This is a genomic window from Rhodococcus oxybenzonivorans (assembly GCF_003130705.1).
Taxonomy (GTDB): domain Bacteria; phylum Actinomycetota; class Actinomycetes; order Mycobacteriales; family Mycobacteriaceae; genus Rhodococcus_F; species Rhodococcus_F oxybenzonivorans.
On record NZ_CP021354.1, the window covers coordinates 3,188,021 to 3,211,335 of the forward strand.

General features: G+C 65.4%; 23 protein-coding genes and 2 pseudogenes. 14 read left to right on the top strand and 11 right to left on the bottom strand.

All coding sequences use genetic code 11. The features are described 5' to 3' along the window. Position 1 precedes the first annotated feature (1 nt). The 6 genes from CBI38_RS15000 (at position 2) to CBI38_RS15025 (ending at position 7,487) form a co-directional block, all read left to right on the top strand. The gene (locus CBI38_RS15000) at positions 2 to 646 is read left to right on the top strand and encodes a 3-oxoacid CoA-transferase subunit B (RefSeq protein WP_109329974.1); all 645 of its coding nucleotides are present in this window, start codon (positions 2 to 4) and stop codon (positions 644 to 646) included. Next, the gene (locus CBI38_RS15005) at positions 643 to 2,643 is read left to right on the top strand and encodes a 3-hydroxyacyl-CoA dehydrogenase NAD-binding domain-containing protein (RefSeq protein WP_162603230.1); all 2,001 of its coding nucleotides are present in this window, start codon (positions 643 to 645) and stop codon (positions 2,641 to 2,643) included. Before CBI38_RS15000 ends, CBI38_RS15005 begins: the two co-directional genes overlap by 4 nt. Beyond that, on the top strand, positions 2,640 to 3,503 hold the full coding sequence (locus CBI38_RS15010; protein WP_109329978.1) for a cyclase family protein: 864 nt from the start codon (positions 2,640 to 2,642) through the stop codon (positions 3,501 to 3,503). Before CBI38_RS15005 ends, CBI38_RS15010 begins: the two co-directional genes overlap by 4 nt. Before the next feature lie 23 nt (positions 3,504 to 3,526). Continuing rightward, on the top strand, positions 3,527 to 4,375 hold the full coding sequence (locus CBI38_RS15015; protein WP_109329980.1) for an enoyl-CoA hydratase-related protein: 849 nt from the start codon (positions 3,527 to 3,529) through the stop codon (positions 4,373 to 4,375). Then, positions 4,375 to 5,592 (top strand): acetyl-CoA C-acetyltransferase, encoded by a 1,218-nt coding sequence (locus CBI38_RS15020; protein WP_109329982.1) that lies wholly within the window; start codon positions 4,375 to 4,377, stop codon positions 5,590 to 5,592. Before CBI38_RS15015 ends, CBI38_RS15020 begins: the two co-directional genes overlap by 1 nt. Before the next feature lie 398 nt (positions 5,593 to 5,990). Next, entirely contained in the window at positions 5,991 to 7,487 is a 1,497-nt protein-coding gene (locus tag CBI38_RS15025; RefSeq protein ID WP_109329984.1) for a flavin-containing monooxygenase, read from the top strand. 424 nt (positions 7,488 to 7,911) lie between these two features. Here the strand turns inward: CBI38_RS15025 and CBI38_RS15030 are convergent, their stop codons facing one another. Next, positions 7,912 to 8,172, bottom strand: coding sequence for a hypothetical protein (locus tag CBI38_RS15030; RefSeq protein ID WP_109329985.1), 261 nt, complete (start codon positions 8,170 to 8,172; stop codon positions 7,912 to 7,914). A gap of 149 nt (positions 8,173 to 8,321) precedes the next feature. Between CBI38_RS15030 and CBI38_RS40125 the strand changes: the two genes are divergently transcribed. The 3 genes from CBI38_RS40125 (at position 8,322) to CBI38_RS15035 (ending at position 9,905) form a co-directional block, all read left to right on the top strand. After that, entirely contained in the window at positions 8,322 to 8,456 is a 135-nt protein-coding gene (locus CBI38_RS40125; protein ID WP_257792480.1) for a hypothetical protein, read from the top strand. A 177-nt stretch (positions 8,457 to 8,633) separates the two neighbouring features. Further along, positions 8,634 to 8,759, top strand: coding sequence for a hypothetical protein (locus CBI38_RS40130; RefSeq protein WP_257792481.1), 126 nt, complete (start codon positions 8,634 to 8,636; stop codon positions 8,757 to 8,759). Positions 8,760 to 8,981: 222 nt separating this feature from the next. Beyond that, positions 8,982 to 9,905 (top strand): alpha/beta fold hydrolase, encoded by a 924-nt coding sequence (locus tag CBI38_RS15035; protein ID WP_109329986.1) that lies wholly within the window; start codon positions 8,982 to 8,984, stop codon positions 9,903 to 9,905. 68 nt (positions 9,906 to 9,973) lie between these two features. Here the strand turns inward: CBI38_RS15035 and CBI38_RS15040 are convergent, their stop codons facing one another. Further along, positions 9,974 to 10,279 (bottom strand): hypothetical protein, encoded by a 306-nt coding sequence (locus CBI38_RS15040; protein WP_230990193.1) that lies wholly within the window; start codon positions 10,277 to 10,279, stop codon positions 9,974 to 9,976. Positions 10,280 to 10,825: 546 nt separating this feature from the next. Between CBI38_RS15040 and CBI38_RS15045 the strand changes: the two genes are divergently transcribed. From CBI38_RS15045 to CBI38_RS15055, 3 genes are all read left to right on the top strand, one after another. Then, positions 10,826 to 11,422 carry a hypothetical protein gene (locus CBI38_RS15045; RefSeq protein WP_109335096.1) on the top strand — a complete coding sequence of 199 codons (597 nt, stop codon included), beginning with the start codon at positions 10,826 to 10,828 and terminating at the stop codon, positions 11,420 to 11,422. A 6-nt stretch (positions 11,423 to 11,428) separates the two neighbouring features. Beyond that, complete coding sequence (locus CBI38_RS15050) at positions 11,429 to 12,067, top strand: RES family NAD+ phosphorylase (protein ID WP_109329987.1); 639 nt, start codon at positions 11,429 to 11,431, stop codon at positions 12,065 to 12,067. Between the two features lie 369 nt (positions 12,068 to 12,436). Continuing rightward, positions 12,437 to 12,943, top strand: coding sequence for a hypothetical protein (locus tag CBI38_RS15055; protein ID WP_109329988.1), 507 nt, complete (start codon positions 12,437 to 12,439; stop codon positions 12,941 to 12,943). A gap of 312 nt (positions 12,944 to 13,255) precedes the next feature. Here the strand turns inward: CBI38_RS15055 and CBI38_RS38425 are convergent, their stop codons facing one another. Beyond that, a complete protein-coding gene (locus CBI38_RS38425; RefSeq protein WP_204165010.1) occupies positions 13,256 to 13,687 on the bottom strand; it encodes a hypothetical protein in 432 nt (143 codons plus the stop codon). On the opposite strand from CBI38_RS38425, the pseudogene CBI38_RS15060 reads away from it, so the two are divergent. Beyond that, positions 13,619 to 13,838 (top strand): annotated as a pseudogene (locus CBI38_RS15060) (helix-turn-helix transcriptional regulator); the annotation flags it as partial. The gene CBI38_RS38425 and the pseudogene CBI38_RS15060 overlap by 69 nt on opposite strands. Positions 13,839 to 14,432: 594 nt before the next feature. Here CBI38_RS15060 and CBI38_RS15065 read toward each other — a convergent pair. Then, a complete protein-coding gene (locus tag CBI38_RS15065; protein WP_109335097.1) occupies positions 14,433 to 14,774 on the bottom strand; it encodes a hypothetical protein in 342 nt (113 codons plus the stop codon). Between the two features lie 442 nt (positions 14,775 to 15,216). Here CBI38_RS15065 and CBI38_RS15070 point away from each other — a divergent pair, with 442 nt between their 5' ends. Further along, a complete protein-coding gene (locus tag CBI38_RS15070; RefSeq protein WP_109329989.1) occupies positions 15,217 to 16,053 on the top strand; it encodes a formate/nitrite transporter family protein in 837 nt (278 codons plus the stop codon). Positions 16,054 to 16,071: 18 nt separating this feature from the next. On the opposite strand, the gene CBI38_RS15075 is transcribed toward CBI38_RS15070, so the two are convergent. The 7 genes and pseudogenes from CBI38_RS15075 to CBI38_RS40290 all read right to left on the bottom strand — a co-directional run bounded on the left by CBI38_RS15075 (position 16,072) and on the right by CBI38_RS40290 (position 23,302). Continuing rightward, on the bottom strand, positions 16,072 to 16,929 hold the full coding sequence (locus tag CBI38_RS15075) for an ATP dependent DNA ligase (protein ID WP_257792487.1): 858 nt from the start codon (positions 16,927 to 16,929) through the stop codon (positions 16,072 to 16,074). A 168-nt stretch (positions 16,930 to 17,097) separates the two neighbouring features. Further along, positions 17,098 to 17,727 (bottom strand): antibiotic biosynthesis monooxygenase, encoded by a 630-nt coding sequence (locus CBI38_RS15080; protein WP_109329993.1) that lies wholly within the window; start codon positions 17,725 to 17,727, stop codon positions 17,098 to 17,100. A gap of 102 nt (positions 17,728 to 17,829) precedes the next feature. Then, the gene (locus tag CBI38_RS15085; RefSeq protein WP_109329995.1) at positions 17,830 to 19,059 is read right to left on the bottom strand and encodes an NAD(P)/FAD-dependent oxidoreductase; all 1,230 of its coding nucleotides are present in this window, start codon (positions 19,057 to 19,059) and stop codon (positions 17,830 to 17,832) included. 115 nt (positions 19,060 to 19,174) lie between these two features. Further along, positions 19,175 to 19,642 carry an SRPBCC family protein gene (locus CBI38_RS15090; RefSeq protein WP_109329998.1) on the bottom strand — a complete coding sequence of 156 codons (468 nt, stop codon included), beginning with the start codon at positions 19,640 to 19,642 and terminating at the stop codon, positions 19,175 to 19,177. An 80-nt stretch (positions 19,643 to 19,722) separates the two neighbouring features. Further along, positions 19,723 to 19,893 (bottom strand): hypothetical protein, encoded by a 171-nt coding sequence (locus tag CBI38_RS39085; RefSeq protein WP_230990194.1) that lies wholly within the window; start codon positions 19,891 to 19,893, stop codon positions 19,723 to 19,725. Between the two features lie 293 nt (positions 19,894 to 20,186). Then, positions 20,187 to 22,722, bottom strand: a pseudogene (locus CBI38_RS15105) (polynucleotide kinase-phosphatase). Continuing rightward, the gene (locus tag CBI38_RS40290; protein ID WP_335743624.1) at positions 22,715 to 23,302 is read right to left on the bottom strand and encodes a class I SAM-dependent methyltransferase; all 588 of its coding nucleotides are present in this window, start codon (positions 23,300 to 23,302) and stop codon (positions 22,715 to 22,717) included. Before CBI38_RS40290 ends, CBI38_RS15105 begins: the two are co-directional and overlap by 8 nt. Between the last annotated feature and the right edge of the window lie 13 nt (positions 23,303 to 23,315).

Below are 23,315 nucleotides of genomic sequence, written 5' to 3' on the forward strand. Positions count from 1 at the left end.
CATGGTTCTGTCTCGCAAGGACATCGCGTGCCGCGTCGCGCAGGATATCCCCGACGGTTCCTACGTGAACCTCGGAATCGGAATCCCGACTCTGGTAGCCGATTTCATTCCCGATGGACGTGAAGTCATTCTTCATACCGAAAACGGGATGCTCGGCATGGGCCCCGCAGCTGAAGAAGGCAGCGAGGATCTGGATCTCATCAATGCCGGCAAGATCTACGTCACCGAAAGCGTCGGCGCCTCGTACTTCCACCATGCCGACTCCTTCGGGATGATGCGCGGCGGACACCTCGACGTGTGCGTGATGGGCGCCTACCAGGTCTCGACCCGCGGCGACCTCGCGAACTGGCGCACCGACAACCCCGCCGTCATCCCCGGGGTCGGCGGCGCGATGGACCTCGCCGCCGGCGCGCGCCGCGTGTTCGTCATCATGGACCTGTTCTCCCGAGCAGGGGAGTGCAAACTCGTGCAGAACTGCACGTATCCGCTCACCGGACCCGGCTGTGTCGAACGCGTCTACACCGAAATCGCCTTGTTCGAGACGGGCCCGGACGGGGCACGCGTGCTGGAAATTTTCGACGGAAGCGATCTCGGGTCACTGTCAGAGCGCACGGGTCTCGAATTGATCGATGGGCGCGCGTCGTGATCGTCGAGATCGAAGAAACCAACGGTGTCGCCGTGCTCACGATCGACAATCCGCCCGTGAACATGGGCGACACCGCGATGCGTACTGCTCTGGCCGAGGCGCTCGATAAGGTGGCTGCTCAAAGTGGACTGGTTGGTGTGGTCCTCGCGTCGGCGGGCACACACTTTTACGCCGGCTCTGATATCTCCGAGTTCGACCGGCCGATGCAGGCCCCGCAACTTCCCGACGTGATCGCCCGGATCGAAAACCTCGGCGTCCCCGTCGTCGCCGCGCTCACCGGTCTCGCGCTCGGTGGTGGGCTGGAACTCGCGCTGGGCTGTGACCTCAGGATCGGCGATCCGACGACGATCGTCGGCTTTCCTGAGGTCACGCTCGGCATCCTGCCCGGTGCGGGCGGCACCGTGCGCACAGCGCGGCTTGTGGGAGTGCCGTCTGCGATCGATTTGGTGGGGTCGGCGCGACGCGTCAAGGCCGACGAGGCGCTCTCGTTGGGACTTCTCGACGAGGTTGTTCCTGCTGACGTACTGCTCGCTCGGGCCGTGGAACGTGCGGCCACTCTGGGAGCCAAGAACCGGCTTGTCGACAGACCGGCGCCCGTGTCCGACGAGACCGCAGTCGAGGCCGCTCGTGCTGCGGTGAGCAAGCGGGCGCGTCCGAACGTGCTCGCGGCCGTCGACGTTGTTTGCACCGGAGCGTCCCTCGAGGGCAGGGAGGCCCTGCGACGCGAGCGTGCCCTTTTCGACGAGTTGCGTGTCACGGATGAGGCAGCGAATCTGAGGTACCTGTTCTTCGCGAAGCGTCGAGCCGCCAAAGCGGTACGCTCCCGCACTCCGGCACCCCAGATCTCGGCGATCGGGGTCGCGGGCGCCGGCACCATGGGCGCCGCGCTCGCCGGGGCTTTCGCCGCCCGCGGGTACGAGGTGATCGTATTCGACAGCAATCGGGCCGCACTTGATCGAGTGGCGGATCGCAGCGGGATCACCCCCACCGACTCGATCGCGGATCTGGGCCGCGCCGATCTGATCGTCGACGCAGTGTTCGAGGACATGGACGTCAAGAAGTCGCTGTTGCGTGAGGTCGAACCACACCTGGACGACACCGCTGTAATCGTCAGTAACACGTCATATCTCGACCTGAACGAGATGGCATCGGTTCTCACCGTGCCCGGGCGGTTTGCCGGTTTGCACTTCTTCAACCCGCCGGACCGCAACCCCCTCGTGGAGATCATTCGCACATCGACGACCGACGAGCGCACGCTCGCGGTGTTGTCGGCCGTCGTTACACGATTGGGTAAGACCCCGATACCTGCTGGCATCGGCGACGGCTTCGTCGCCAATCGCGTATATGCGGACTACCGCATGCAGGCCGAGTTCCTCGTCGAGGACGGCGCATCACCCGCCGAGGTCGACGCGGCGCTGATCGAATTGGGTTTCGCGATCGGCCCCTTCGCGGTAGCCGACATGTCCGGTCTCGATATCGCGTGGGCGCGGCGCAAACGACTGGCCGACACCCGCGACCCGCGGCAGCGGTACGTCGACATCGCGGACCGACTCTGCGAAGCTGGCAGATTGGGCAAGAAGACCGGTGCCGGGTGGTACGACTATCCCGACGGCGCCAAACGCGGTGTCGTCGATCCCCGTGTGGACGCGATTACCGAGAAGGCGCGCGCCGACGCAGGTGTCACCGCCCGGCCCGTGACCGGCGACGAGATCCGCGACCGCGTGCTGGCGTCGATGGTGTGCGCGGCCGCCGGACTGGTCGAAGCCGGCGTTGCCCAGCGCGCCTCCGACATCGATGTCGCACTCACCGAAGGCTTTGCGTTCCCCGCGAGGCTCGGCGGACCGGTACGCGCGCTCGCACAACGAGATCGGGCCGAGGTGGTATCCGCACTGGAAGCGGCGTACCGCTCGTGCCCGGTGTCGTTCGCCATAGCCGAGCCGGCAGCGGCCGGCGAGATACCCGACACAATCGAGAAGATCCTGGAGGCCGTCCGATGACGCAAAAAGAAGATGTCGCAGTGGCGACACCACCTGCCCAGAACTGGGGCGGCAGCACCTGGGACGGCACGGTCGACTGGCCCCAGGGCAGCACCCGCGCATACGACCTCGCCGTTCTGCTCGAGACCGGCATGACCCATCACGCCGCGCATCCGCCGTTCTCGTACGCGCTGGTCAAGAAACACGGCGAGCATCCCTACCCGGGCGGCATCTCGTCCGCGATGGAGATGCTCACGATGGGCGCGCACGTCGGCACCCACGTGGACGCGCCAGGACATATCTCGTTGGACGGATGCATCTTCGGCGGACGGGAAGTCGACGACAAGCAACGATCCTACGACGGGGTTTCCGTCGGATCGGTGGAGGAGCTTCCGCCGCTGATCGGACCGGGCCACCTTGTCGACGGGGAACGTCTGTTCGGTCGAGCGCTGACACCGGCGGACGGATTCGGCGCAGAAGAGCTCGAGGGCTGGTTCGCTGACCGCCGACAGCCGGAACCCGGATCGATCGTCGTCTTCCGCACCGGGTGGATGAAGTACTGGTCCGACAGCGACAAGTACTTAGGGATCGGCACCGGACTGCCAGGCGTCTCGCTCTCCGGTGCCCGTTGGTTATCCGAACGTGGCGTGCGCGCGGTGGGCAGTGACACCGTCAACTTCGAACACAAGCCTAGCTTCACCACACCGGCGCTCAACGTCCACGTGCACATGCTCGTCGACTGCGGCATCCCGATCATGGAGTCACTGTCGCTCGAAGCTCTGGCCGCCGACCAAGTCGACGACTTCTTCTTCGTTGCCTCGGCGCTCCGCATCAAGGGCGGCACAGGTTCCCCTATTCGCCCGCTCGCATTCGTCAGATAGTCGATTTCCGAAGGATCCTGCACATGAACGACGCACCTCTTCTCGTCGAGCACGACGGCCATGTCGTCTGGCTGACACTTAACCGTCCGAAGCGCCTCAACGCCATGGACGACCTGCTCCTCGAGATGCTCGAATCCACGTTGAAAGAGCTCGCGCAGAGCGATACACGGGTCATCGTGCTTCGCGGAGCCGGACGTGCCTTCTGCTCGGGTTATGACATCGCCCCCGATTCCTCCGAGGTCGGCTATGCCGCCGAGCGCACCGCCATCCAGGACCGCGATCGCCTGCTGTCGAACGTCGAACGATTCACCCAGATCTGGCGCCAGCCTCAGCCCGTCATCGCGGCCGTGCACGGGGTCTGCGCTGCGGGAGGAACCCAGCTCGCATCCCTCTGCGACATCACGATCGTCGCCGACGACACCAAGATCATGGCCTCACCGGCGTTGCCGCTCGGTGGCGGCTACATCTCGCCGCTGTGGGAACACCTCGTCGGCCCCAAGCGCGCCAAGCTGATGAGCTTCGACGCCGGACGCACGATCAGCGGCAAGACAGCGGCCGAATGGGGGTGGGCCGCAGAATCGGTTCCCGCCGACGAGTTTGACGAGCACGTACGCCGCACCGCGCATTCCATTGCCCGCACCCCGCTCGAGCTCCTCAAGCTCAAGAAGGAAGCGGTGAACCGCGCCGCCGAGACGTCCGGTCTGCTCAGCTACATGCGGATGGGCGCCGAGACCGATGCTCTGCTGCATGTGACCCCCGAAGTGCACGAGTATCAGTCCTGGATCAAGGAGGACGGCATCAAAAGCGCCATCCAGCGATTCAACGCCGACTTCAATGCCGCCTTCAACTCAACGGAAATGGTGAACAAATAGTGCCTGAGGCAGTCATCGTCGCCATCGCCCGCTCGCCGATCGGCCGCGCCGGAAAGGGGTCGCTCGTCGACATCCGCGGCGACGACCTTGCCGCTCAGATGGTGGGTGCGGCGCTGGCGCAGATCCCGGAACTCGACCCCCGCGACGTCGACGATCTCATGCTGGGATGCGGATGGCCCGGAGGTGAGCAGGGTTTCAACATTGCTCGCAGCGTCGCTGTCCGGTTGGGGTATGACGCGATACCGGGAACCACGGTCAACCGGTACTGCGCCTCGTCCGTGCAGACCACGCGCATGGCGCTGCACGCCATCAGGGCGGGCGAGGGGGATGTATTCATCTCCGCAGGAGTTGAACAGGTCTCCCGCGCAGCCCAGGGAAGCCCTGATTCCTTCCCGGACACGCACAATCCGTTCTTCACCGATGCTGAGCGGCGGACCGAGGAGCTCGCGGCCGGAGGGCGGACATGGAGCGATCCTCGCGCCTGGGGCATGCAACCCGATGTCTACATGTCGATGGGGCAAACCGCGGAGAACGTGGCTCAGTTCACCGGTATCAAGCGTGAAGAACAGGACCGCTGGGCAGTGCGAAGCCAGAACCTCGCCGAGCAACACATCGCCACAGGTCATTTCGCCCGCGAAATCACCCCGGTGACGTTGCCCGACGGCACCGTGGTCGACACCGACGACAGCCCTCGGCCTGGGACCACCTACGATAAAATTGGTGGGCTGAAGCCCGTCTTCCGACCAGACGGAAGCGTTACCGCCGGCAACGCCTGCCCCCTGAACGACGGCGCTGCCGCAGCGGTAATCATGTCCGATACGAAGGCGAAAGAACTCGGACTGACGCCGCTCGCGCGGATCGTCTCAACCGGTGTATCCGGGTTGTCCCCCGAGATCATGGGACTCGGACCGGTTGAAGCATCGCGGCGTGCCCTGGCAACAGCAGGACTGACCACCGACGATATCGACCTCGTCGAGATCAACGAGGCATTCGCCGTCCAGGTGATCGCGTCCGCACGTGATCTGAAGATCGACGAAGACAAACTCAACGTGGCAGGCGGTGCCATCGCGCTGGGTCATCCGTTCGGGATGACCGGCTTGCGGATCACCGCGACACTACTGAACAACCTGACCGCACGCGACGGAACCTTGGGACTCGAAACGATGTGCGTCGGTGGTGGGCAGGGGATGGCGATGGTTATCGAGCGACTGTCGTAAACGACCATCGCGTCGTCGATGTGAGGTAGGTGTCCTTGGGGACCTGATCCTCCATGTGCGGTCGCCACGAGTTTCGGTGTCCCTTGGTCAGTAAGCCTGAACGTGTCCTCGAACCGTCGTACTCCCGCCCGCGACCTGGCGCAGATCGCGGTGTTTGCCGGGCTCTGACGCCGCAGCCACAACCCATACTGGCCGGTCTACATGCTTCATCCCGGTCAGGAATCCGGGCATACGCTTGTAGCACCTAGGACCCGCACACGTCCGCACAGTTGGAGCAGCCTCATTCGTGTGTCCACCGAACCTCTGCAACTGCCTTTCCATTCTCTGTGATCGACGCTACAGTTATTCAAACAGTCGGTCGGTTGATACGAGGGCGACGGCAAGTAACAAGGAGGCCGATGAACACCCACCCCCCGCCTGACCGACTACTACGACTTCGGCTGAACCACGCCGACCACGACCCGAACAATGGCATCAAACGCGAGAGCAGCAGAGGAAAACCAGTGGAGAATCGAGAGAATCGCTTCGCAATCGTTGGCGCCGGACCAAATGGTCTGATCGCCGCCCGTGCTTTCAAGCGGGGCGGGATAGACATCGACATACTCGAGCGACACGACGCCGTCGGTGGAATTTGGAACATCGACAACTCAACCAGCCCGGTTTACGAGTCATGCAACTTCATCTCGGACCGCGCCAGCAGCGCCATGGTCGGTTATCCCATGCCGGAAGGCCCCGCGGTCTTCCCCCCATGGCACGAAGTCCGCGACTTCATACGCGCATTCGCGCGCGACCACGATCTCGACCAGTACGTAATCACCGGAAAGGACGTAACGGAGGCCTACCCGGTCGAGACTGACGAAGGGCAACGTTGGGTCGTCAAGACTTCGGACGGAGCCGAAGTCTTGTACCGCGGTGTCGTGTGGGCCTGCGGCCTCCAGCGCACCCCCTACCTGCCCGCGATCAGCGGTCTCGAGAATTTCGAGGGCGAGGTCTTGCACAGCAACAAGTACAAGCGAATCGAGCAGGTTGTCGGCAAGCGGGTCCTGGTCATCGGCGCAGGCAATAGTGGCGTCGATATCGCATGCGACGCCGCAATAGCGGGCAAGATGGCACATCTCTCTGTGCGCCGCGGATATCACTTCTTCCCGAAACTCCTTTTCGGCCAGCCGATCATGCAGCTACTGAGCCGTACCGGCAAGGTTCCCCAGGCAGTCACTCCACTCAGCGAGTTGACTGAGGCCGAAGCCATGCAGCTGGCCCTCGAGAGTGTTGGAGACCTTACGTCGTTCGGTCTGCAGAAGCCGGATCACGAAGTTGGCGCCACGCACTACATCATGAATGACCAAGTGCTGTACCAGATTGCACATGGACACCTCCAGGCGCATCAGGACATCGAGTCGATCAGCGGGAAGACCGTTCAGTTCGTCGACGGAACCACTGCCGAGGTCGACCTCATCATCTGCGCAACGGGGTACGACTTCGACATTCCGTGGCTCGACCCCAAGCTTCTCGACTGGGACGAGGGATCACCCAAATTCCACCTTGGCACTATCGCAAGCAAGGCCGAAGGGCTGTACGCGGCCGGAGCCGTTCACTTCCCCGGCCTCACATACATGACTTGGGACCGCCTGATTCAGCTTGCAGTATGGGACGCCAAGCGGCTGATGACAGGCGAAGGGCAGGAGTTCCGGGACGAAATTATGAACTACAACCCAGTGCTGAAGAACGACAACCTTATCGAGACGCACCGCAACATCAATCAATACGACATGGCCAAGCTCATGGCCATGACCGATGAACTGCAGAGCCGATATGGTATCGAGATGCCGGCATCTGCTGCAGATGACTTCTACAGCCGCTCTCCGGCGGAAAAGCTCCACGCCACTACGGTATAGGAGTCTCGCGGCCTGGGATGAACCCAGTTGATCCGGTGAGCTGCTGTCCAGGACAGGCTCACGGGATCAACTGAGGCGAGGTCAGCCTGCGTGTAGATGTGATGCGTTAACCGATCCTGTTCGGGATGTACCGCCAACAGCTCGATCGGGAAGTAGGCCATGAAGAACCTCGAGACGGAGGTCGAGGCGGTGCGGTTTCGACCTCAACGAGGTACTGGCCGTTTCGGACGGATCGCTCGGAGACGACCTGATCGTTGCTGGGGAATACAGCCGGGACAACCGGAAGACGCTGGCCAGTGCGTTGAGCACGCTCAATAGGCGGTGTTGGCCCTGACCGTCGTCATACGTCGCCTCGCCGAAGTTCTCCGTACGGTGTGACTGGCCTGCGGCATCGGGCCTCGTGATCTCCCTGGCGAGGGACACGTCATCCTTCCTGTTCACGACCTGTTTCGGAAACATCTGGGTAGTGTCCCAGGTCGGGGATGGCCGGGGACTCCGTCCGGCAGCGCCGCCGATTCTTCAGCGTCGACAGCAGCACGCACTTCGCGCTCATCAGCTCGAACGCTGCCTCACTGTCGGCGGCGACGAGCAGTTCGCGTTCTCGGCTGCGCAGCGTTGCGATCGCTGTGTCAAGTTCGTCGTCGGCCGCATCCTCGATCGCCCGTCTCGCCTCGGCCACGCTCACACGCTATCCACCGGCCACCGACGCACCCGAGGGGAGCCGCGCCGTCGCCTCGCCTGTCGGTCGGTGAGATGTGTTGTGCTGGTGGTTGTGACATCCCCGCGTAAGACCGAGGACGAGGCCCGCGCGGCTGTGGCCGCGATGGACCGATCATGGCCATCGAGGGCCGGCAAATGAGCGATCGGGACAAGGATCTGCTCGTCGACCTGATCCGAGGCGCGATCACCTTCGAGGAAGTCACGGTCGTCATCGCGCGTGAGGAAGACTACGACATAGACAACGCCTGACTAACCGCGCCGATCGACCACCGCGGTCCGGGCTGTCGCCGGCCCCGAGACAGAGAGCGCGATCAACCATCCCCAGGGGCGCGGCCGTGCGATCAGCGGTTCCAGGGGCTGGTCACAGCTTCCACAGGCGCAGCCGCGCGGCGCGCAGGCCGGGGGAGACGACGCGATGGTCGAGGTGTGGGGTGGCGGAAAATCCTGGCCGTGATGATCGCGGGATTGCGGCCCGGCGCAGAGACGCCCGAGGTGTCGCCGATGAACTCCGAGCACGTCGCGCACATCAAGGAACTGCTCGATACTCGATAACGGCCGCCCGGTGACCCCACGTCGTGCGCCGCTCGCGGAAGTGATTATCCGCCGCGGACGAGCGGCTGGAACGCCGGGCACCCGATGCTCGGCCACCGCGGCTGCGTCGGTCCCGGCGGCGCGGCGAAATCTCTTGTCGCAACGAATGCGGGGTGAATCACTGTTCACCCCATGGTGCACCATGGTGAAATAGTTAACTTGTTAATGACAGTGAGGAATTCTATGGATCCCGTGATCACACAGTCCGAATTCCGCGGTGACGGTGTCACCCTTGCTGCCGACCGGTGGGATCCACCGACTCAGGGCACCGGCGGATCTGGCGTCGCCAAGAAGGGCTTGGTCCTGTTGTTGCACGGCGGCGGGCAGACGCGGCATTCCTGGCGGAACACCGGTCGCAGCCTCGCGGCGGACGGGTGGTCCGCCATTGCTGTGGATGCGCGTGGGCATGGAGACAGTGAGTGGGCACCGGACGGGGACTACGGCATCGATGCGTTGGTCGCCGACCTGACCTCGGTCATCGGCGAAGTGGGGGAGAAGCCGGTACTTGTAGGTGCCTCGATGGGCGGGATGACGTCGTTGATCGGGCAAGGGGAAAATCCGGAGCTCGCTCGCGGTCTGGTCTTGGTCGATATCGCGCCGAAGGTGGAAACGGCCGGCACCGCGGAAATCATGGACTTCATGCGCAGTGGCCTCGACGGTTTCGAAAGCCTCGACGACGCTGCAGCGGCGATCGCGGCGTATACCCCGAACCGTGTCCGCAAGCCCAACCCGCAAGGGTTGCGCAAGAACCTTCGCCTGCGTGAGGGCCGCTGGTACTGGCACTGGGATCCGGCGTTCCTGCGCCAGGGTGACGAACCCACTCGCCAAGCCGACTCGAGCGCGCGGTACGCACGCGCCCGGGACGCCGCCGCGGCAATCAGCGTTCCGACGATGCTCGTCCGTGGCAAGCAATCCAATGTGGTCAGTGAAGAAGGCGCCAAGGAGCTGCTCGAGCTGATTCCGGCCGCCACGCTGATCGATGTCGCGGGGGCAGGTCATATGGTTGCCGGCGACGACAACGATGTCTTCAGTGGGGGATTGAAAGATTTTTGGACGAAGACGTTGTCGCAACGCGTCACTGATGATGCGGGTCGAGGCCTCGAATGAACCTGCCAGAGGGTGATTTGGGCCGATCTGGACGGCGATCGCATAACCCGGCGGCCATGGTGGGGAATCTATAGGTGCGCCAGCATGGGGAGCAGGGCGATCGCGGAGACGGTGATCCCCGCGGCGCCGGCTACGACGCCCAGTAGGGCCCGCAACGATGCCGCCTCGTCGTCGACCACTGCGGACCGCGAGGTGGCGATGGCGCCGCAGACCACCGCGGCTACTCCGAAGAGGAAGCCGAGTCCGACCACCCAGAACGACGCAACGGACAATGCGCCCAGGGCGATCGACACGGTCGGCAACCGCGAACCATGCTGCTTCCGGTTCTTGTTGCCGTCGACGGAGGAACACCGGCGGGAAACGGCGGCGGTCATGATCCTCCTTCTCACGGTGGGCGAGTCGGGTCGACGGGGGCAGATTGGTTCAACGAGACGGATGCGTCTTCAGCAACTGTTCGGGCGCAACGGGAACTGTGTGGTCGAAGCCGTTTCGGTGGTCGTTGGTTGCGACTCAGTCGGGGGTCTCCTGCTTGTGACGTAGACCCCATACGAATTTAGCACTCGTGCGGTGTGAGTGCTAACTTTTTTTGCTAAGTAATTTCACGACCCCCCGCCCGCTGCGTACGTGCATCGACCGCCGGGCTCTTGGCTATGAATTCGCCGAGGCCCGAAGGGTGGCGGTGCTGGCTCGATTGTCGAGCGAAGGGCGCTTCGTTGCCTGGGGCTGAGGCGGTTCCCGCGACGTCGGTGAGTGCGAATGCCGATCCGTGCCGGCACGGCAGGGTGGGGCGCATGTTTTCATCCGGTTGAGGTGCGGGCGAAGTATCGACGAGAGAACACCCGTGTCGAGTCCGTCCGCACCCGTTATCGTGACACGGACGATACGCGGTACACTGACGGCACCAGGCGGAGGTGATGCACATGCTCGTCGACCGAGATCGGGTCCGCGACTCGATCCATGCCTTGTCGGACCCGGACCTCGTGGAGCTGCTGGTCGAGGAGTTCTCCCGCCGGCCGGCCCTGCGTCCGGTCCGTGACGATGTGACGGCGCTGCTGTCCATGAGCCCTGCGCTGGCACGTCAGCAGGAGCGTGCGGTCGCGAACCCGGCCGCCACGGCCGTGGCCCGCACGCGGATCGTCGCGTCGGTGCTGAACTCGATCGTCGACCAGCACGAGATGCTCGACTCCACCGCCGTTAGTCGTGTCCTGGGGAAGGCGGTAACCAGCCGGAACACCGCCAGCCGCCTGTCGGCGGCCGGCACGGTGATCGCGCTGCCGGTATCGGGGCACAAGCTGTATCCCGCCTTCCAGTTCGATCCCGAACGCCGGCAGGTCCGTCCGATCGTCGCCGAGATCAACCGGGCCCTCGGTGCGAAGGAGGACCCGTGGGGGGTGGCGTCCTGGTGGCTGAACCCGACCGACTTCGCCGACGACCCGCGATCACCGGCGGCGCTGGCCGTCGCAGGCGGGCACGATCAGGATCTGCGGGACATGGCCGACGACGTGACGCAGGACTGAACCCGCGTGAGCTACCCGGATCCACCCACCCCGTTGCCTGCTGCCCTGATCACCACGATTCCCGCCGATACCTCGCTGTGGCGCATCCACACCGCCACCCGCGATGCCGCGGGGTTGAACCCCACCGCCCGACCTCGTGCCCGGGTCGGGGGCCGGTTCGACAGTCTCGACGGCTCCTACGCGTACCTGTACCTCGGTGACAGTCCGGGCGCGGCGGTCGCCGAGACGCTCTGCCGCAACCTGCCGGTCGACCAGTCACCGCGCCTGATCCCGCGGGCGAAGATCGCCGGCCGGGTGCTGAGTGAACTGCGGACCACCCGCACGGTGGAGGTCGTGGATCTGAGCGGGACGGGGGCGTCCCGGATCAACGCCGGTGCCTGGTTGTCCAAGTGTGACCCTTCCGGGTATCTGCACACCCGCCGGTGGGTGGCCGCGATCCTCGCCGCGAACCCCGATGTCGATGGTGTGCAGTATCGGCCGCGGCACGACGAGAACACTCTCGCCTGGATGCTGACCGATGCTCCTGCCGCACACATCCACCCCGCCGTCAGCGCCGTCGGAGGCGTGATCGCGCTCGACTCCGCCGACGGGCACTACCTGTTGGGTGCGATTCTCACCTCGCATAACGCCGCGCTCGGACCGTGATCTAGCCGTGCGACAGCAGTTAGCGGCACGCTGGGTGACTGGGCTTCTTTCCTGATGGCTGTCAGTTGGTCGAGGGAAGCGTCCGTCGACCGTCGGATTCGGTGACATCGCGGTGCGTCGTAGTCGGTGGCCATGCATGTCTGCCAACGGACACGTCAGAATCCTTGTAGGCAGTCAGTTCGCTCCGGTTGGGCGGACACGGTTTCTCCGGATCAGTGGACACGAGAAATCCGGGTCGGCGGCCACGAAACCGCTGATTGACACGCTGGCGTCAATACCGGGCGGGGTTCCTTCGCGCGAGTTGGCTTGGTTTGCCGCGCAAACCAACCGACCGAAGGAACCCCGAGACCCAAGTGTGCCAGGGAAGTGATGGAGATCTTGGAAGCCTACGACCTGACCCAGTGTGCGCATTCAGCGGCGCAGCTGGTCGGGTGTGACGAAAAGACGGTGGCCCGGTATGTCGAGCTCCGCGACACCGGCCACAACCCGGCCGACCGCGCGCGCCGCGCACGCTCGATCGACCCCTACCTCGGGAAGATCGAGGAGCTGGTGGATCCCTCACAGGGCCGAACCAGGGCGGACGTGGTGCACGAGCGGCTCACCGCGATGGGCTTCGACGGCACCGACCGCACCACCCGCCGCGTGGTCGCCGAGCTCGAGGCGACCTACCGGGCCGGGCACCGCCGAAAGTATCGACCTGGGGACACTCCCACGCAGTGGGGGAGGATCCCGGAGCCGGGCATGTGGCCGGGAGTTCGATTGGGGCGAGGGCCCACGGGTGGGTGGCCGGCGAACCCAACTGTTCTGCGCATGGTTGTCGTGGTCGAGGTTCGACGGTGGTGGCGCCGGCGTGGGACCAGCAGCTCCCGACGTTGATCTCCTGCCTGGACACCACACTGCGCCGCATCGGTGGGGCACCGACGTATCTGCTGACCGACAATCCCCGAACCGTCACGATGGACCGGATCGCCGGCATCCCCGTCCGGCATCTCGACATCGTCTCCGCAGGAAGACATTACGGCTGCGTCGCGCACACCTGTGAACCGTTCGACCCGGAAGGGAAGGGCGGCGCCGAGCACACGGTCAAGATCGCGAAGGCCGATCTCGTCCCGACGAAGGCGAACCTGCTCGAGGAATACCCGAGTTGCGCCGAGCTCCTCGACGCATGTGAGCGGTGGTGCGAGAAGGTCAACGCCCGCTCGCACCGCCCGCTCGCACCGCGCGGTCGGGGTGGCCCCGGCCGAGCGGTTGGCCACCGAACTCGGCTGGCTGCACGTGCTGCCCGAGGATCCGCATCTGCTCGCACTCGGCGAGGAGCGCCTCGTCGGGTTCGACTAGACCGTCAGCTGGGGCAACGTGCGGTATTCGACCCCGGACGGGCACCAAGGGGTGAAGGTGTGGTGCCGGGTCACCGGCGACGACTTGGTGATTGTCGCCCGCACCGGAACCGGTGTCGCGGAGAGTGACCCCTAGAGGGAATTGGTAGGAGGGGGTCAGGACGGCAAGCCGCGCGCTCGGTTCGCGTTCGATGCCGGCGGCCACGTCGATGCCCTGCGCGGCGAGTTGCGCACCATCGCCGCACACGGCGCTGTGCCCGTCGTCTTCGCCGGCGAGGTCCAAGACGACATACTGCGGTTGAGCGAAATCATGGGAACCCGCACCAACGGGCTGAAGGGATTGTCGATTCCGCCGAACTCGGGCCTCGGTGGACGCGCACTCGCACGCCGCGCCGGTGTCGGTGCACGACTACTACCGGTTGCGCACACGGACGTCACGGTCGGCTCGCCGAGCCGGGCACTGTTCACCTGGAACGGCCCGGTCGTCACCGACCTCGAATCACGCGCCCTCGCCGGCCGGGGTGACCCTCAGTGGGACGAGTTGATGCAGTGGCTTCACGAGAACATCACCGCTGAACCGATACACTGCCGGTACTGATGGCCTTCACCCCACCCCTGGTCGACCTGACAGACCGAGAATCCGGAGCCTTCTCCGCTCCGCTTGGACCGAACAACGGATTCGGCCAACACGCGGGCTGGCTCATCAGACGACCACGTTCAAACGAACCGTGGAAAGTGAAAACGCATGTACCCCGGATCGCCTGGTCTACACAGGCAGGCTTTCGACTGGGTATTCAGGACCTCCCAGGGCACCCTCGACGCGACTGCGATCACGGTTCTCCAGCAGCAACTACACCCAGGAGATCCTGTCGTCGGCACACCGGAACTCGTCTTCGGCGGCTCGGACGGTCCCTGAATCAATTTTTGGCATGAGACCAAGCGGAAACGATGACCGGGGCGGATCCTCCGAGCGTCGGGTTCCCAACCCGTACCGTAAGCGGATCCATGACCGGACAGTGTGGAGCGGTTCACGGCAGAGGGCGCTGGCCGCTCTCGATCCGTTGCTTCCGCACCCTGAACTCGTCCTCCGAAATCTCTGCCAACCCCGGCACCGTAGGACCGGCCCATCCACCGTCGACGGTGGTCGGGCAGAATCCGACGGCGAAGCTCGCTGGCTCATCCTCGAGACCCACCCAATCCACCTTGACGTGTTGCAGCGTCGGGTCGGTGATTCGCCCAGGATGTCCATGAAATAGCAGGGCAGGTCGCGACGCCGGATTGAGAATGTCGCGATCGGTGTCCTGCCCCCTATGGGCCACCGGCGTACCGCGCTGTATCCGCTTCGTCGCGATCGCCTCGTCCTGCTTCACTTCGTCAGTATCCGTGCCGCTCGAGCGACTCGGCGAAGGAATCGCCCACGGAATGGACCGGGTGGCTGGCAGCCCCCGTCGGGAGCGATTGACGGTCATCGATAGCGGATCCGTCACCGGGCGTCTCACTCGTCGACCTGGCGGGGTGTTCCGGCGACCCACTCTCCCTTAGGGACGGGTGCACCCAGAGCGTGAGGACGACACGCGCACAGTGACCACTGTTGTCGCCACGTCGGTGTGTATCGGCCTGGCCGACGAGGATCGCCGTCGACATCGTCGACTAGCGTTGGACTGCCTGTTCATCACGCAGGTGGCGGGATGGTCGTGAGCGGTTCGTTACCGGCCGGACAATCGGCGGGTTCAGATAGTTAACGCGTCGTTTCTACTGTCGCTCGAAATGCCGAAGCATCCGGTTCGGCACCGTCCCACAAGGAGAGCCACGTTGTCCTACGTCAAGCCATCCGACTTGGTCACGGCGATGATCGATGCTGGTGCGTCCAAGGTGTTGATGTCCACACGCGACACCGTGATTCGCGCCTATATGGGAGGCGCGATACTCGCCCTCGGTGCGGTCTTCGCCGTCACGGTCGGCGTGCAGACCGGTCAGCCGCTCATCGGTGCGCTGCTCTTCCCTGTCGGTTTCTGCATGCTGTACCTCCTCGGCTACGACCTCCTCACCGGTGTCTTCGTGCTCGCCCCGATGGCCTGGCTCGACAAGCGGCCCGGGATAACCGGTGTCGGGGTGCTCCGGAACTGGGGCCTGGTGTTCCTCGGCAACTTCCTCGGCGCGTTCACGGTCGCCGTGATGATGGCGATCGTCTTCACCTATGGATTCGCAACCGAGCCCAACCAGATCGGCGAGGCCATCGGCCATCTCGGCGAATCGCGCACACTCGGTTACGCCGAGTACGGTGCCTCGGGCATGCTGACCCTGTTCATACGCGGTGTCCTGTGCAACTGGATGGTGTCGACGGGGGTTGCCGGGGCAATGATCGCCACCGACATCCCCGGCAAGGTCATCGCAATGTGGATGCCCGTCATGCTGTTCTTCGCAATGGCATTCGAACATTCCGTCGTCAACATGTTCCTGTTTCCCTCGGGCCTGCTGCTCGGCGGCGACTTCACCCTCCTCGACTACCTGATCTGGAATGAAATCCCCACCGTGCTCGGCAACCTGGTCGGCGGATTGATTTTCACCGGCCTGGCCCTGTACCTCGCGCATCGGCGCACCGCACCCACACCCGTTGTCGCCCGCGACGCAGAGCTCGAGACCCTCTGAACGCCGTGGGGCGCGGGTCTACGGCAATTTCTCGATAGTCACCCAACTGGGGTCTATGCCCGCTCGGAAACCCTTCCACGATGGGCGGTGGAGCCGCCGGTTCGGGGTGAACTCGCGGTACTCGACGGTGCCGACGAGAATCGGTTCGACCCAGCGGGCGTGACGGGCAAGCTCATCGGGGACCTGGTTGTCGAACGGACTGGTGGGGCGTTCGAATGGTCGGAGCAGCGCAAGCGTCCGCCGCCGGTCGGCTTCACTGAAGCCGGAGCCGACCTCCCCGACGAACACCAAGCCGACCCCATCTCGGTGGGCACCGACGATCAGCGACCGCAGCCCACCGCGGCCGGTCGCCTCCCACCCGCCGACGATCACCTCTGCGCTGTTGAGGAGCGCGGTCTTCACCCAGTCCGGTGAGCGGCGTCCAGGGAGATACGGCGAGGTCACCCTTTTCGCGACGATCCCGTCGAAACCCTGCTCGTCGGCCACCTCGAGCATTGCCTCGCCCCCAGCGTCGACCCAGTACGGGGCCACATGCACGACCTCGCTTTCGAGACCGGCGTCGGCCAGGAGCTGTCGGCGCTCGAGGTAGGGCCATCGCAGGATCGGAGCCCCCCGGTGCGCCATCAGGTCGAAGACGCAATATGCCAGGCCAGTCGCGGCCGCGACAATCTCGCCGTCTATTGCCACGCCACGGCCGGCGTCTATGTCGGAGAGTCCGACGGCGATCTGCGAGTACTCGGCGGTGATGTCGGCACAGTTGCGGCTGAATAGATTCACGGAGACTGCGGTGACCGTCGCGACGGCGCGGACGCCGTCGAACTTCATCTCCACCGCCCAGTCGTCCCCACACGGAGGAGGGCCGAGCGTCGCCAACATCGGTTTTACCGGGCGCAGAGGCAGTGCGGGCCGATGGATTGCCACCCTCCCGATTCTGCCCCCGTACTCAACCGACGGCAGTGCCCGCGGTGCGCGAAAGCGGTGCGAAGAGATGGACGGGCACACCGCTGCATACCGAGCGGTGTGCCTTCTCGACCATCCGGCAAGTCACGCCATCTCGGGGACGTGCAGGTGGGCGATGGCGAGCTCGAACTCGCACGTGTCGAGCACCTCGGCGTTCGCCTCGCGGACTGTTTCGTCGCGGATGCTGTCGACGCGTTCCCTGTTGCGTTCCATCGCTTCGGCGCTGTCGAATGTCAGCGACGACACCCCGCGACCTGCGGCGTGATCGAGCATCAGGCTGGCGCTGCAAAAGCCGTCGAGTTCCTCCATCTTGGGTAGTGCTGCCATTTTCCACATGTCGACGCCGCGGTCCATGTGGGCGGGCTCGGTCTTGATCCACGTGACGCGGCAGCAGGCCCCGCGCTCCGAATGGTGGTCGCGATGCATGACCGCGATGTCCCACCGCGACACCTCGGTGGTGCCGTGGAAAATTTCGGCGGCGGTGTCACGCAGATTCTGCACCGGTCCCTCGCTGGCGCGTAGAGATTCCTCGTCCCGCCACGAGCTGGTCGCGATGCATCGGCCCGAATCACGATCGACGAGAAGGGACATACCGAGACAGCCCTCGATGTCCGCCAGTGCGGGCATCACGGTGTCCCGAATGTGCTTGATCCCGGCGTCGATGTACGACGGGTGCGAATGAATTGTGGTTGAGCGTGCGAACACGATCGGCACCTTTCTCCTCAGGGCGGCGCCGACACGGCGTCGCCGGTCATTCCCCGTGTTTCACACTGCTCTTCCAATCCGCCGGAGGCAATGGGCGGCTCCGCCTCTGCTTCATTGGCCGGGGTCGGGTCGCGCCTGCAGCACCGGCGCGGCGGCCGCGAGCAGCGCGTTGCGGTCGCGGTTCAACGGGGGATAGATCCGTTGGGTGTTGATGGTGACTTTGGTGGCTTTGGCCTGCGCGCCGCGCGACACCACCTGGCGATCCCATCCCTCGGTGTACACCGCGCCCGCCGGTCCCAGGTCGAGAACCGTCGCGTACCAAGGTATCCGGAGCGGGATCATCGGCTCTCCGAGTAGATCACCGATCACGTTGTAGCCCGCGTAGCGGCCCATCGGACGCCCGTGCTGGCACGACATCACCGACAGGTGGTCGTCGTCCACCCGCGCCGCGGCGACGTCACCGGCGGCGAATACTCCAGGTGAGCCGAGAACTCGCAGATAGTCGTCGACCGCCAGGCGACCCAGCCGGTCGCGGTCGCCGGCGAGCTGGGCGGTCAGCGGATTCGCCCGCATGCCCGCGCACCAGACGACGGTGCCCGCGGCCAGCACCTCTCCGGACGAGAGCGTCACGCCGTGCTCGTCAACGGCTGCGATGCCGACGCCGGTCATCGTTTCGACCCCGTTCTCGGACAGCGCCGCTTCGATCACCGGTCGCGCCGACGCCCCCATGTCGGAACCGACGTAGGGATTGTGGTCGATCAGCACTACCCGCGGGTCGAGGTTGCGTCCGGCGCACATTGTCGCGAGCATCCCGGGCAGTTCCGACGCCGTTTCGATGCCCGTGAGACCGGCGCCGACCACCACCACGGTCGCCGCGCTCACGTCCGCTCGACCGTCGGACAGCGCCGCCAGATGACGCTGCAGCTTCAGTGCGCCGTCGTAGGTGTCCACATCGAAGCCGAATTCTCGCAAACCGGGAATATCGGGTTTCGCCACCCGACTGCCCAGTGCCATGACCAAGCGGTCGTATTTCTGCGTGGCGCCCTGCCCTCCGTTACCCGCGACGGTGACGGTGCGCGCCGTGGTATCGATCGCCGTCACCTCGGCGGTGATGTGCCCGACGCCAACCGGGTCGAGCAGGTCGCTCAGCGGAATGCGGCACGCGCTCAGGTCTGCCTCGTAGTTGCGGACCCGGATGTCGTGAAATGGCAGCTTGCTGATCACCGTGACATCGACGGTGCCGGTCGCATCGAGTTCCTCGAGTCGTCGCGCCGCCCCCAGCGCGGCCCATAAACCGGCGAATCCCGAACCGAGGACGAGGACAAGGCCTGAATCAGTCACCCCGATATCGTGTCAGGTCCTGGCCGGGGCGACCGTTGATTCGCATCACGCGTGATCATGGGTCCTGTCGGCCGTCGGCCACACGCCGTAGGCTCCGCGCAGCGCAAGGGGCGGTTCAGTGGGCCCGTTTCTCGGCGGCGTCGGCGATGTCGTCGAGATCGCGCCGGATCGCCTTCGTGGTGGCCTTCAGGGCGAAGGAGCCGAAGATTTTCATCATGAATCGCGAGAACGCGCCGAGATCGTTCGCTTCGGCGGAGAAGTGAAAGGTCAGGGTCGTGCTGTCGCCGGCAGGGGACAGGGTGAACACGGTCGTATAGTTTGCCCCGTGGGAGGCAGCCTTCACCACTGTGCGCTTCTCCGGGTCGATCTCCGTCACCCACATCTCTTCGGTCGACGACTTGCCGAACAACACCCGGGTTTCCCGCCACCGCGTACCGACTTCGTACTTCGTCGAGTCGAGCCGTTCGAGCTTCTCCACTCCGCTCAGCACCGACTCCGCGTTGTCCAGGTCGGTGAGGACCGCCCAGACCGCACTTGCGGGCGCATCGATCGTTCGACTCAACTGGATTTCCGAAGCTGACATAAGTGTTCCGTTTCTTCGAGCAATCGCCGATTGTTTCCCGGGCAACGGTAGGCGATCATTCGCCCTTCGGCGGCGACCAGCTACATGCTGGGCCCGAGGTGCCGCGCGAGGGTGCGGTAGCCGCGTTCGTGAACGGCGACGACGAGGGTCATCGTGAGGATCAGCACCGCCGCCCACAGTGCGGAATTCCCCAGTGCGGAGTTCCTCCCGACCGCCGCCGCGTGGACCGGTGCGCCGACTGCGGCGCCCACACCCGCCACCGCACTCGGTACGCCCGGCCCTCGCCGTAGACGACGGCGAACGCGCCCAGCGTGGCCGTCGCTGCGACCGCAGAGTGTCCGAGCGCAATCCCGGCGAGGGCGGGCAACGCCGCCGCCACCCCCGGGGCGCACCACACCCGGCCACCGTCGGCCCTGGCCGCCAAGCCCGAGGAGGAACGACCGTGCCGGGGCCGGCGCAGGAATCTGCACATCGTGTTCCCGCGACGCGGTTCCCTGGTTCTGCGCTCCGACCGACACGCCGACCGGACGATGCGACCCTCCGACTACAACCGGGGGTCCACGGGCTCGGACTCGAGCGCCAGAACCGCGAACACCGCCTCGTGCACCCGCCACAGCGGGTCGCCGTCCGCGAACCGAGTCAAAGCTTCGAGCCCGAGCGCATGCTCGCGCAGGGCCATCGATCGTTTGCGGCCCAGAGACCGGTCACGCAGCACGTCGAGATTGTCGGTGTAGTCGGGACCGTAGATGATCCGCAGGTACTCCTGCCCCCCGCACCTTGATGCCCGGCTGAATCCTCCTGCGTGCCAGTTCCGCGGGTGCCTGGCCGACCGGCTTGACCACCATGCCTTCCCCGCCGGCATCTGTCAGTCGTGACCACCAGGCGGTGGCGGCGTCCTGGGACGCATCCGAGGTGAGATCGACGAACACGTGTCGGGTGGTGGCGACAAGAGGATCGTCCAGCATCGCCAACTTGGCGAGGTGCCAGGAGTGCGGTTCGGTGACCGCAGCCGCCCGGCCCTCGCAGGCGAGGATTTGGAACGGGGCCAGCCGCACGCCGTCCAGTCCGGTCACCGGCCAACAGTATCGGGCATATGCCTTCCGGAAGCGATCGGCGTTGGCCGCACGGGTTCGGGTGCGGGTCAACAGCTCGCCGACGTCCAGACCGCGGGCGCCGGCGCGCTCGAGTGCGGCGATCGCGTCCGGCAGCGCGGCACCCGCAGCGGCCCCGACCGACGCGTACTGGCTGCGGATCAGCTCTCCCGCCTTCGCCGACCACGGCAACAGTTCGCAATCGAGTACCAGCCACGACGACTCCAGGTCGTCCATCAGCGGCCCGCACGCGGTGCGGAGCCGGGCGACCAGTTCACTCATCGTGGCCGCATCGTCGAAGAACGGGCGCCCCGTGCGGGTGTAGACGATGCCCGAGCTGCCGTCGGTGACGCCGAACCGCTTCGCCGCGGTTGCAGCATCGCGGGCCAGCACGGCGATCGCCCGGGAACCCATGTGCTTCTCCTCGCACACGAGCTCGGTGACGCCGTCGGATGCGAACTCGGCGAGGGCCTGCGCCGGATGCTCCAGGTAGCCGTCGAGGTTCGAGGTGGCCGGTGGAGCCATGGTCGGCGGCAGGTACACCAACCAGCGCGGGTCGACGGCGAATCGGCTCATGATCTCGAGGGCAGCGGCGGTGTTCTCCTCGCGCACCTTGATGCGGCCCTTGGTGTACCGGACGTCGATGTGCCGCGTTCCGCGCACGTCGTCGATGGACAGCTGGGCCGGATCGCGCTGTGCCGGGGAACCCGACCTGGTCGAGCCGGTGGTGAGGGGGCGCACCGGTTCGAACCACACCCGTTCCGCCGGTACGGAAACTATTTCTCTGCTCGGGTAGCGCAGGGCGGTCAGCTTGCCGCCGAAGACGACGCCGGTGTCGAGGCAGAGGGTGTTGTTGCTCCACTCGGCCTCCGGCACCGGGGTGTGGCCGTAGACGACGACGGCGCGGCCGCGATAGTCCTGGGCCCACGGGTAGCGCACCGGCAGTCCGTACTCGTCGGTCTCGCCGGTGGTGTCTCCGTACAGGGCGAACGAGCGCACCCGGGCGGACGCGCGGCCGTGATAGGCCTCCTTCAGCCCGGCGTGCGCGACCACCAGATTGCCACCGTCGAGTTCGTAGTGGCTGATCAGACCGTCGATGAAGGCGTGGGCGTCCCTCCGGAAGTCGTCGGGTTCCGCGGCGAGCTGATCGAGCGACTGCTGCAGCCCGTGCGAGGTGGCGACCTTCCGGCCGTGCAGCGCCCGGGCAAGCTTCTGTTCGTGGTTACCCGACACGCACAGGGCGGTGCCGGCCGCCACCATGCCCATCACCAGGCGCAGCACTCCGGGGTGTCGGGTCCGCGGTCGACCAGGTCGCCGACGAACACCGCGATCCGGCCCTCGGGATGGGCGGCGCCGCCGCCATCGGGATCGAGCGTCCAGCCGAGCTTGCGCAGCAGGGTCTGAAGTTCGCTCCGGCAGCCGTGTACATCACCGATGATGTCGAACGGTCCGGTCAGCTCACGCTTGTCGGTCCACGCCTTCTCCAATACCACTGTCGCCGCAGCGATCTCGTCGACACCGGTGAGTACGTGCACCCGGCGGAAGCCTTCGCGGCCATCTTCGGCAGCGATCGCCGAAGATCCTTGTGCTGCCTTCGGATCACGTGCGGCCGAAGGCGCGGTCCGATCGGGCCTGGTTGCGTGTGATTGCGATGTCGTCGGGGACGTCGAGCACGATCGCGTCCACCAGGACGTCGTGAGACTTCGCCAGATCGATCAGCGCCTTGCGCGCTTCACGCTGCACGTTCGTGGCGTCGACGACGGTGAGCAGGCCCCGACGCAGCCGGGTTGCGGCAATGTAGAGCAGCACGTCGAAGGCATCGGACGTTGCCGCCTGGTCGTTCTGGTCGTCGGCGACCAGCCCACGGCAGAAGTCGGACGACAGGACCTGTGTCGGCGCGAAATGGTGTGCGGCAAAGGTGGATTTGCCGCTGCCCGACACTCCCACGAGCACCACCAGCGACAGCGCCGGCACCGAGATATCAGACATCGGCGCCGCCCACCGGTGAAGACCGCCATCTGAGTCGGTGAACCGACGTCAGGGTCGTCATCACCCACCGGACGGAAGTCGACGCTGTAGCCGTGGACATCGCAGACCGTGGCCGCCCAGGAACGGAATTGCGGCCGCGACCACTCGAAGCGATGGTCGCGGTGACGCAGACCCGGAGGTCGGTGTAACGCACGTTGTACTCGGAGTTCGGCGTCGTCACGATCACATGCCCGGGCCGTGCCGTGCCGAACACCACCTGCTCGAGTGCGGTCAGCCGTGGCGGGTCGATGTGCTCGACGACCTCCATCAACACGGCCGCGTCGTAGCCGGCGAACCTCCGGTCGGTGTAGGTGAGCGCCGCCTGGAACAGCTGCAGTCGCTCCCGCCGCCGCTCCGGCATCCGATCCAACCGCAACCGGCGTCCCGCTATCGTCAACGCTCTCGTCGACACATCCACCCCCACGATCTCGGTGAAACCGGGATCGTCCAACAACGCGGAAACGAGTTGACCGGACCCGCATCCGAGGTCGATGACCCGGCGCACGTCCAACTCGCCGAGGACCCCCGAGGACCGCCTCACGCCGAAGCACATT

Bases quoted from the DNA above. Each gene is read 5' to 3' on its own strand.
- CBI38_RS15000 (WP_109329974.1), top strand. From the start codon at position 2: ATGGTTCTGTCTCGCAAGGACATCGCGTGCCGCGTCGCGCAGGATATC.
- CBI38_RS15010 (WP_109329978.1), top strand. From the start codon at position 2,640: ATGACGCAAAAAGAAGATGTCGCAGTGGCGACACCACCTGCCCAGAAC.
- CBI38_RS15015 (WP_109329980.1), top strand. From the start codon at position 3,527: ATGAACGACGCACCTCTTCTCGTCGAGCACGACGGCCATGTCGTCTGG.
- CBI38_RS15025 (WP_109329984.1), top strand. From the start codon at position 5,991: ATGAACACCCACCCCCCGCCTGACCGACTACTACGACTTCGGCTGAAC.
- CBI38_RS40125 (WP_257792480.1), top strand. From the start codon at position 8,322: ATGGCCATCGAGGGCCGGCAAATGAGCGATCGGGACAAGGATCTGCTC.
- CBI38_RS15035 (WP_109329986.1), top strand. From the start codon at position 8,982: ATGGATCCCGTGATCACACAGTCCGAATTCCGCGGTGACGGTGTCACC.
- CBI38_RS15040 (WP_230990193.1), bottom strand. From the start codon at position 10,279: ATGACCGCCGCCGTTTCCCGCCGGTGTTCCTCCGTCGACGGCAACAAG.
- CBI38_RS15045 (WP_109335096.1), top strand. From the start codon at position 10,826: ATGCTCGTCGACCGAGATCGGGTCCGCGACTCGATCCATGCCTTGTCG.
- CBI38_RS15055 (WP_109329988.1), top strand. From the start codon at position 12,437: ATGGAGATCTTGGAAGCCTACGACCTGACCCAGTGTGCGCATTCAGCG.
- CBI38_RS15075 (WP_257792487.1), bottom strand. From the start codon at position 16,929: ATGTTGGCGACGCTCGGCCCTCCTCCGTGTGGGGACGACTGGGCGGTG.
- CBI38_RS15090 (WP_109329998.1), bottom strand. From the start codon at position 19,642: ATGTCAGCTTCGGAAATCCAGTTGAGTCGAACGATCGATGCGCCCGCA.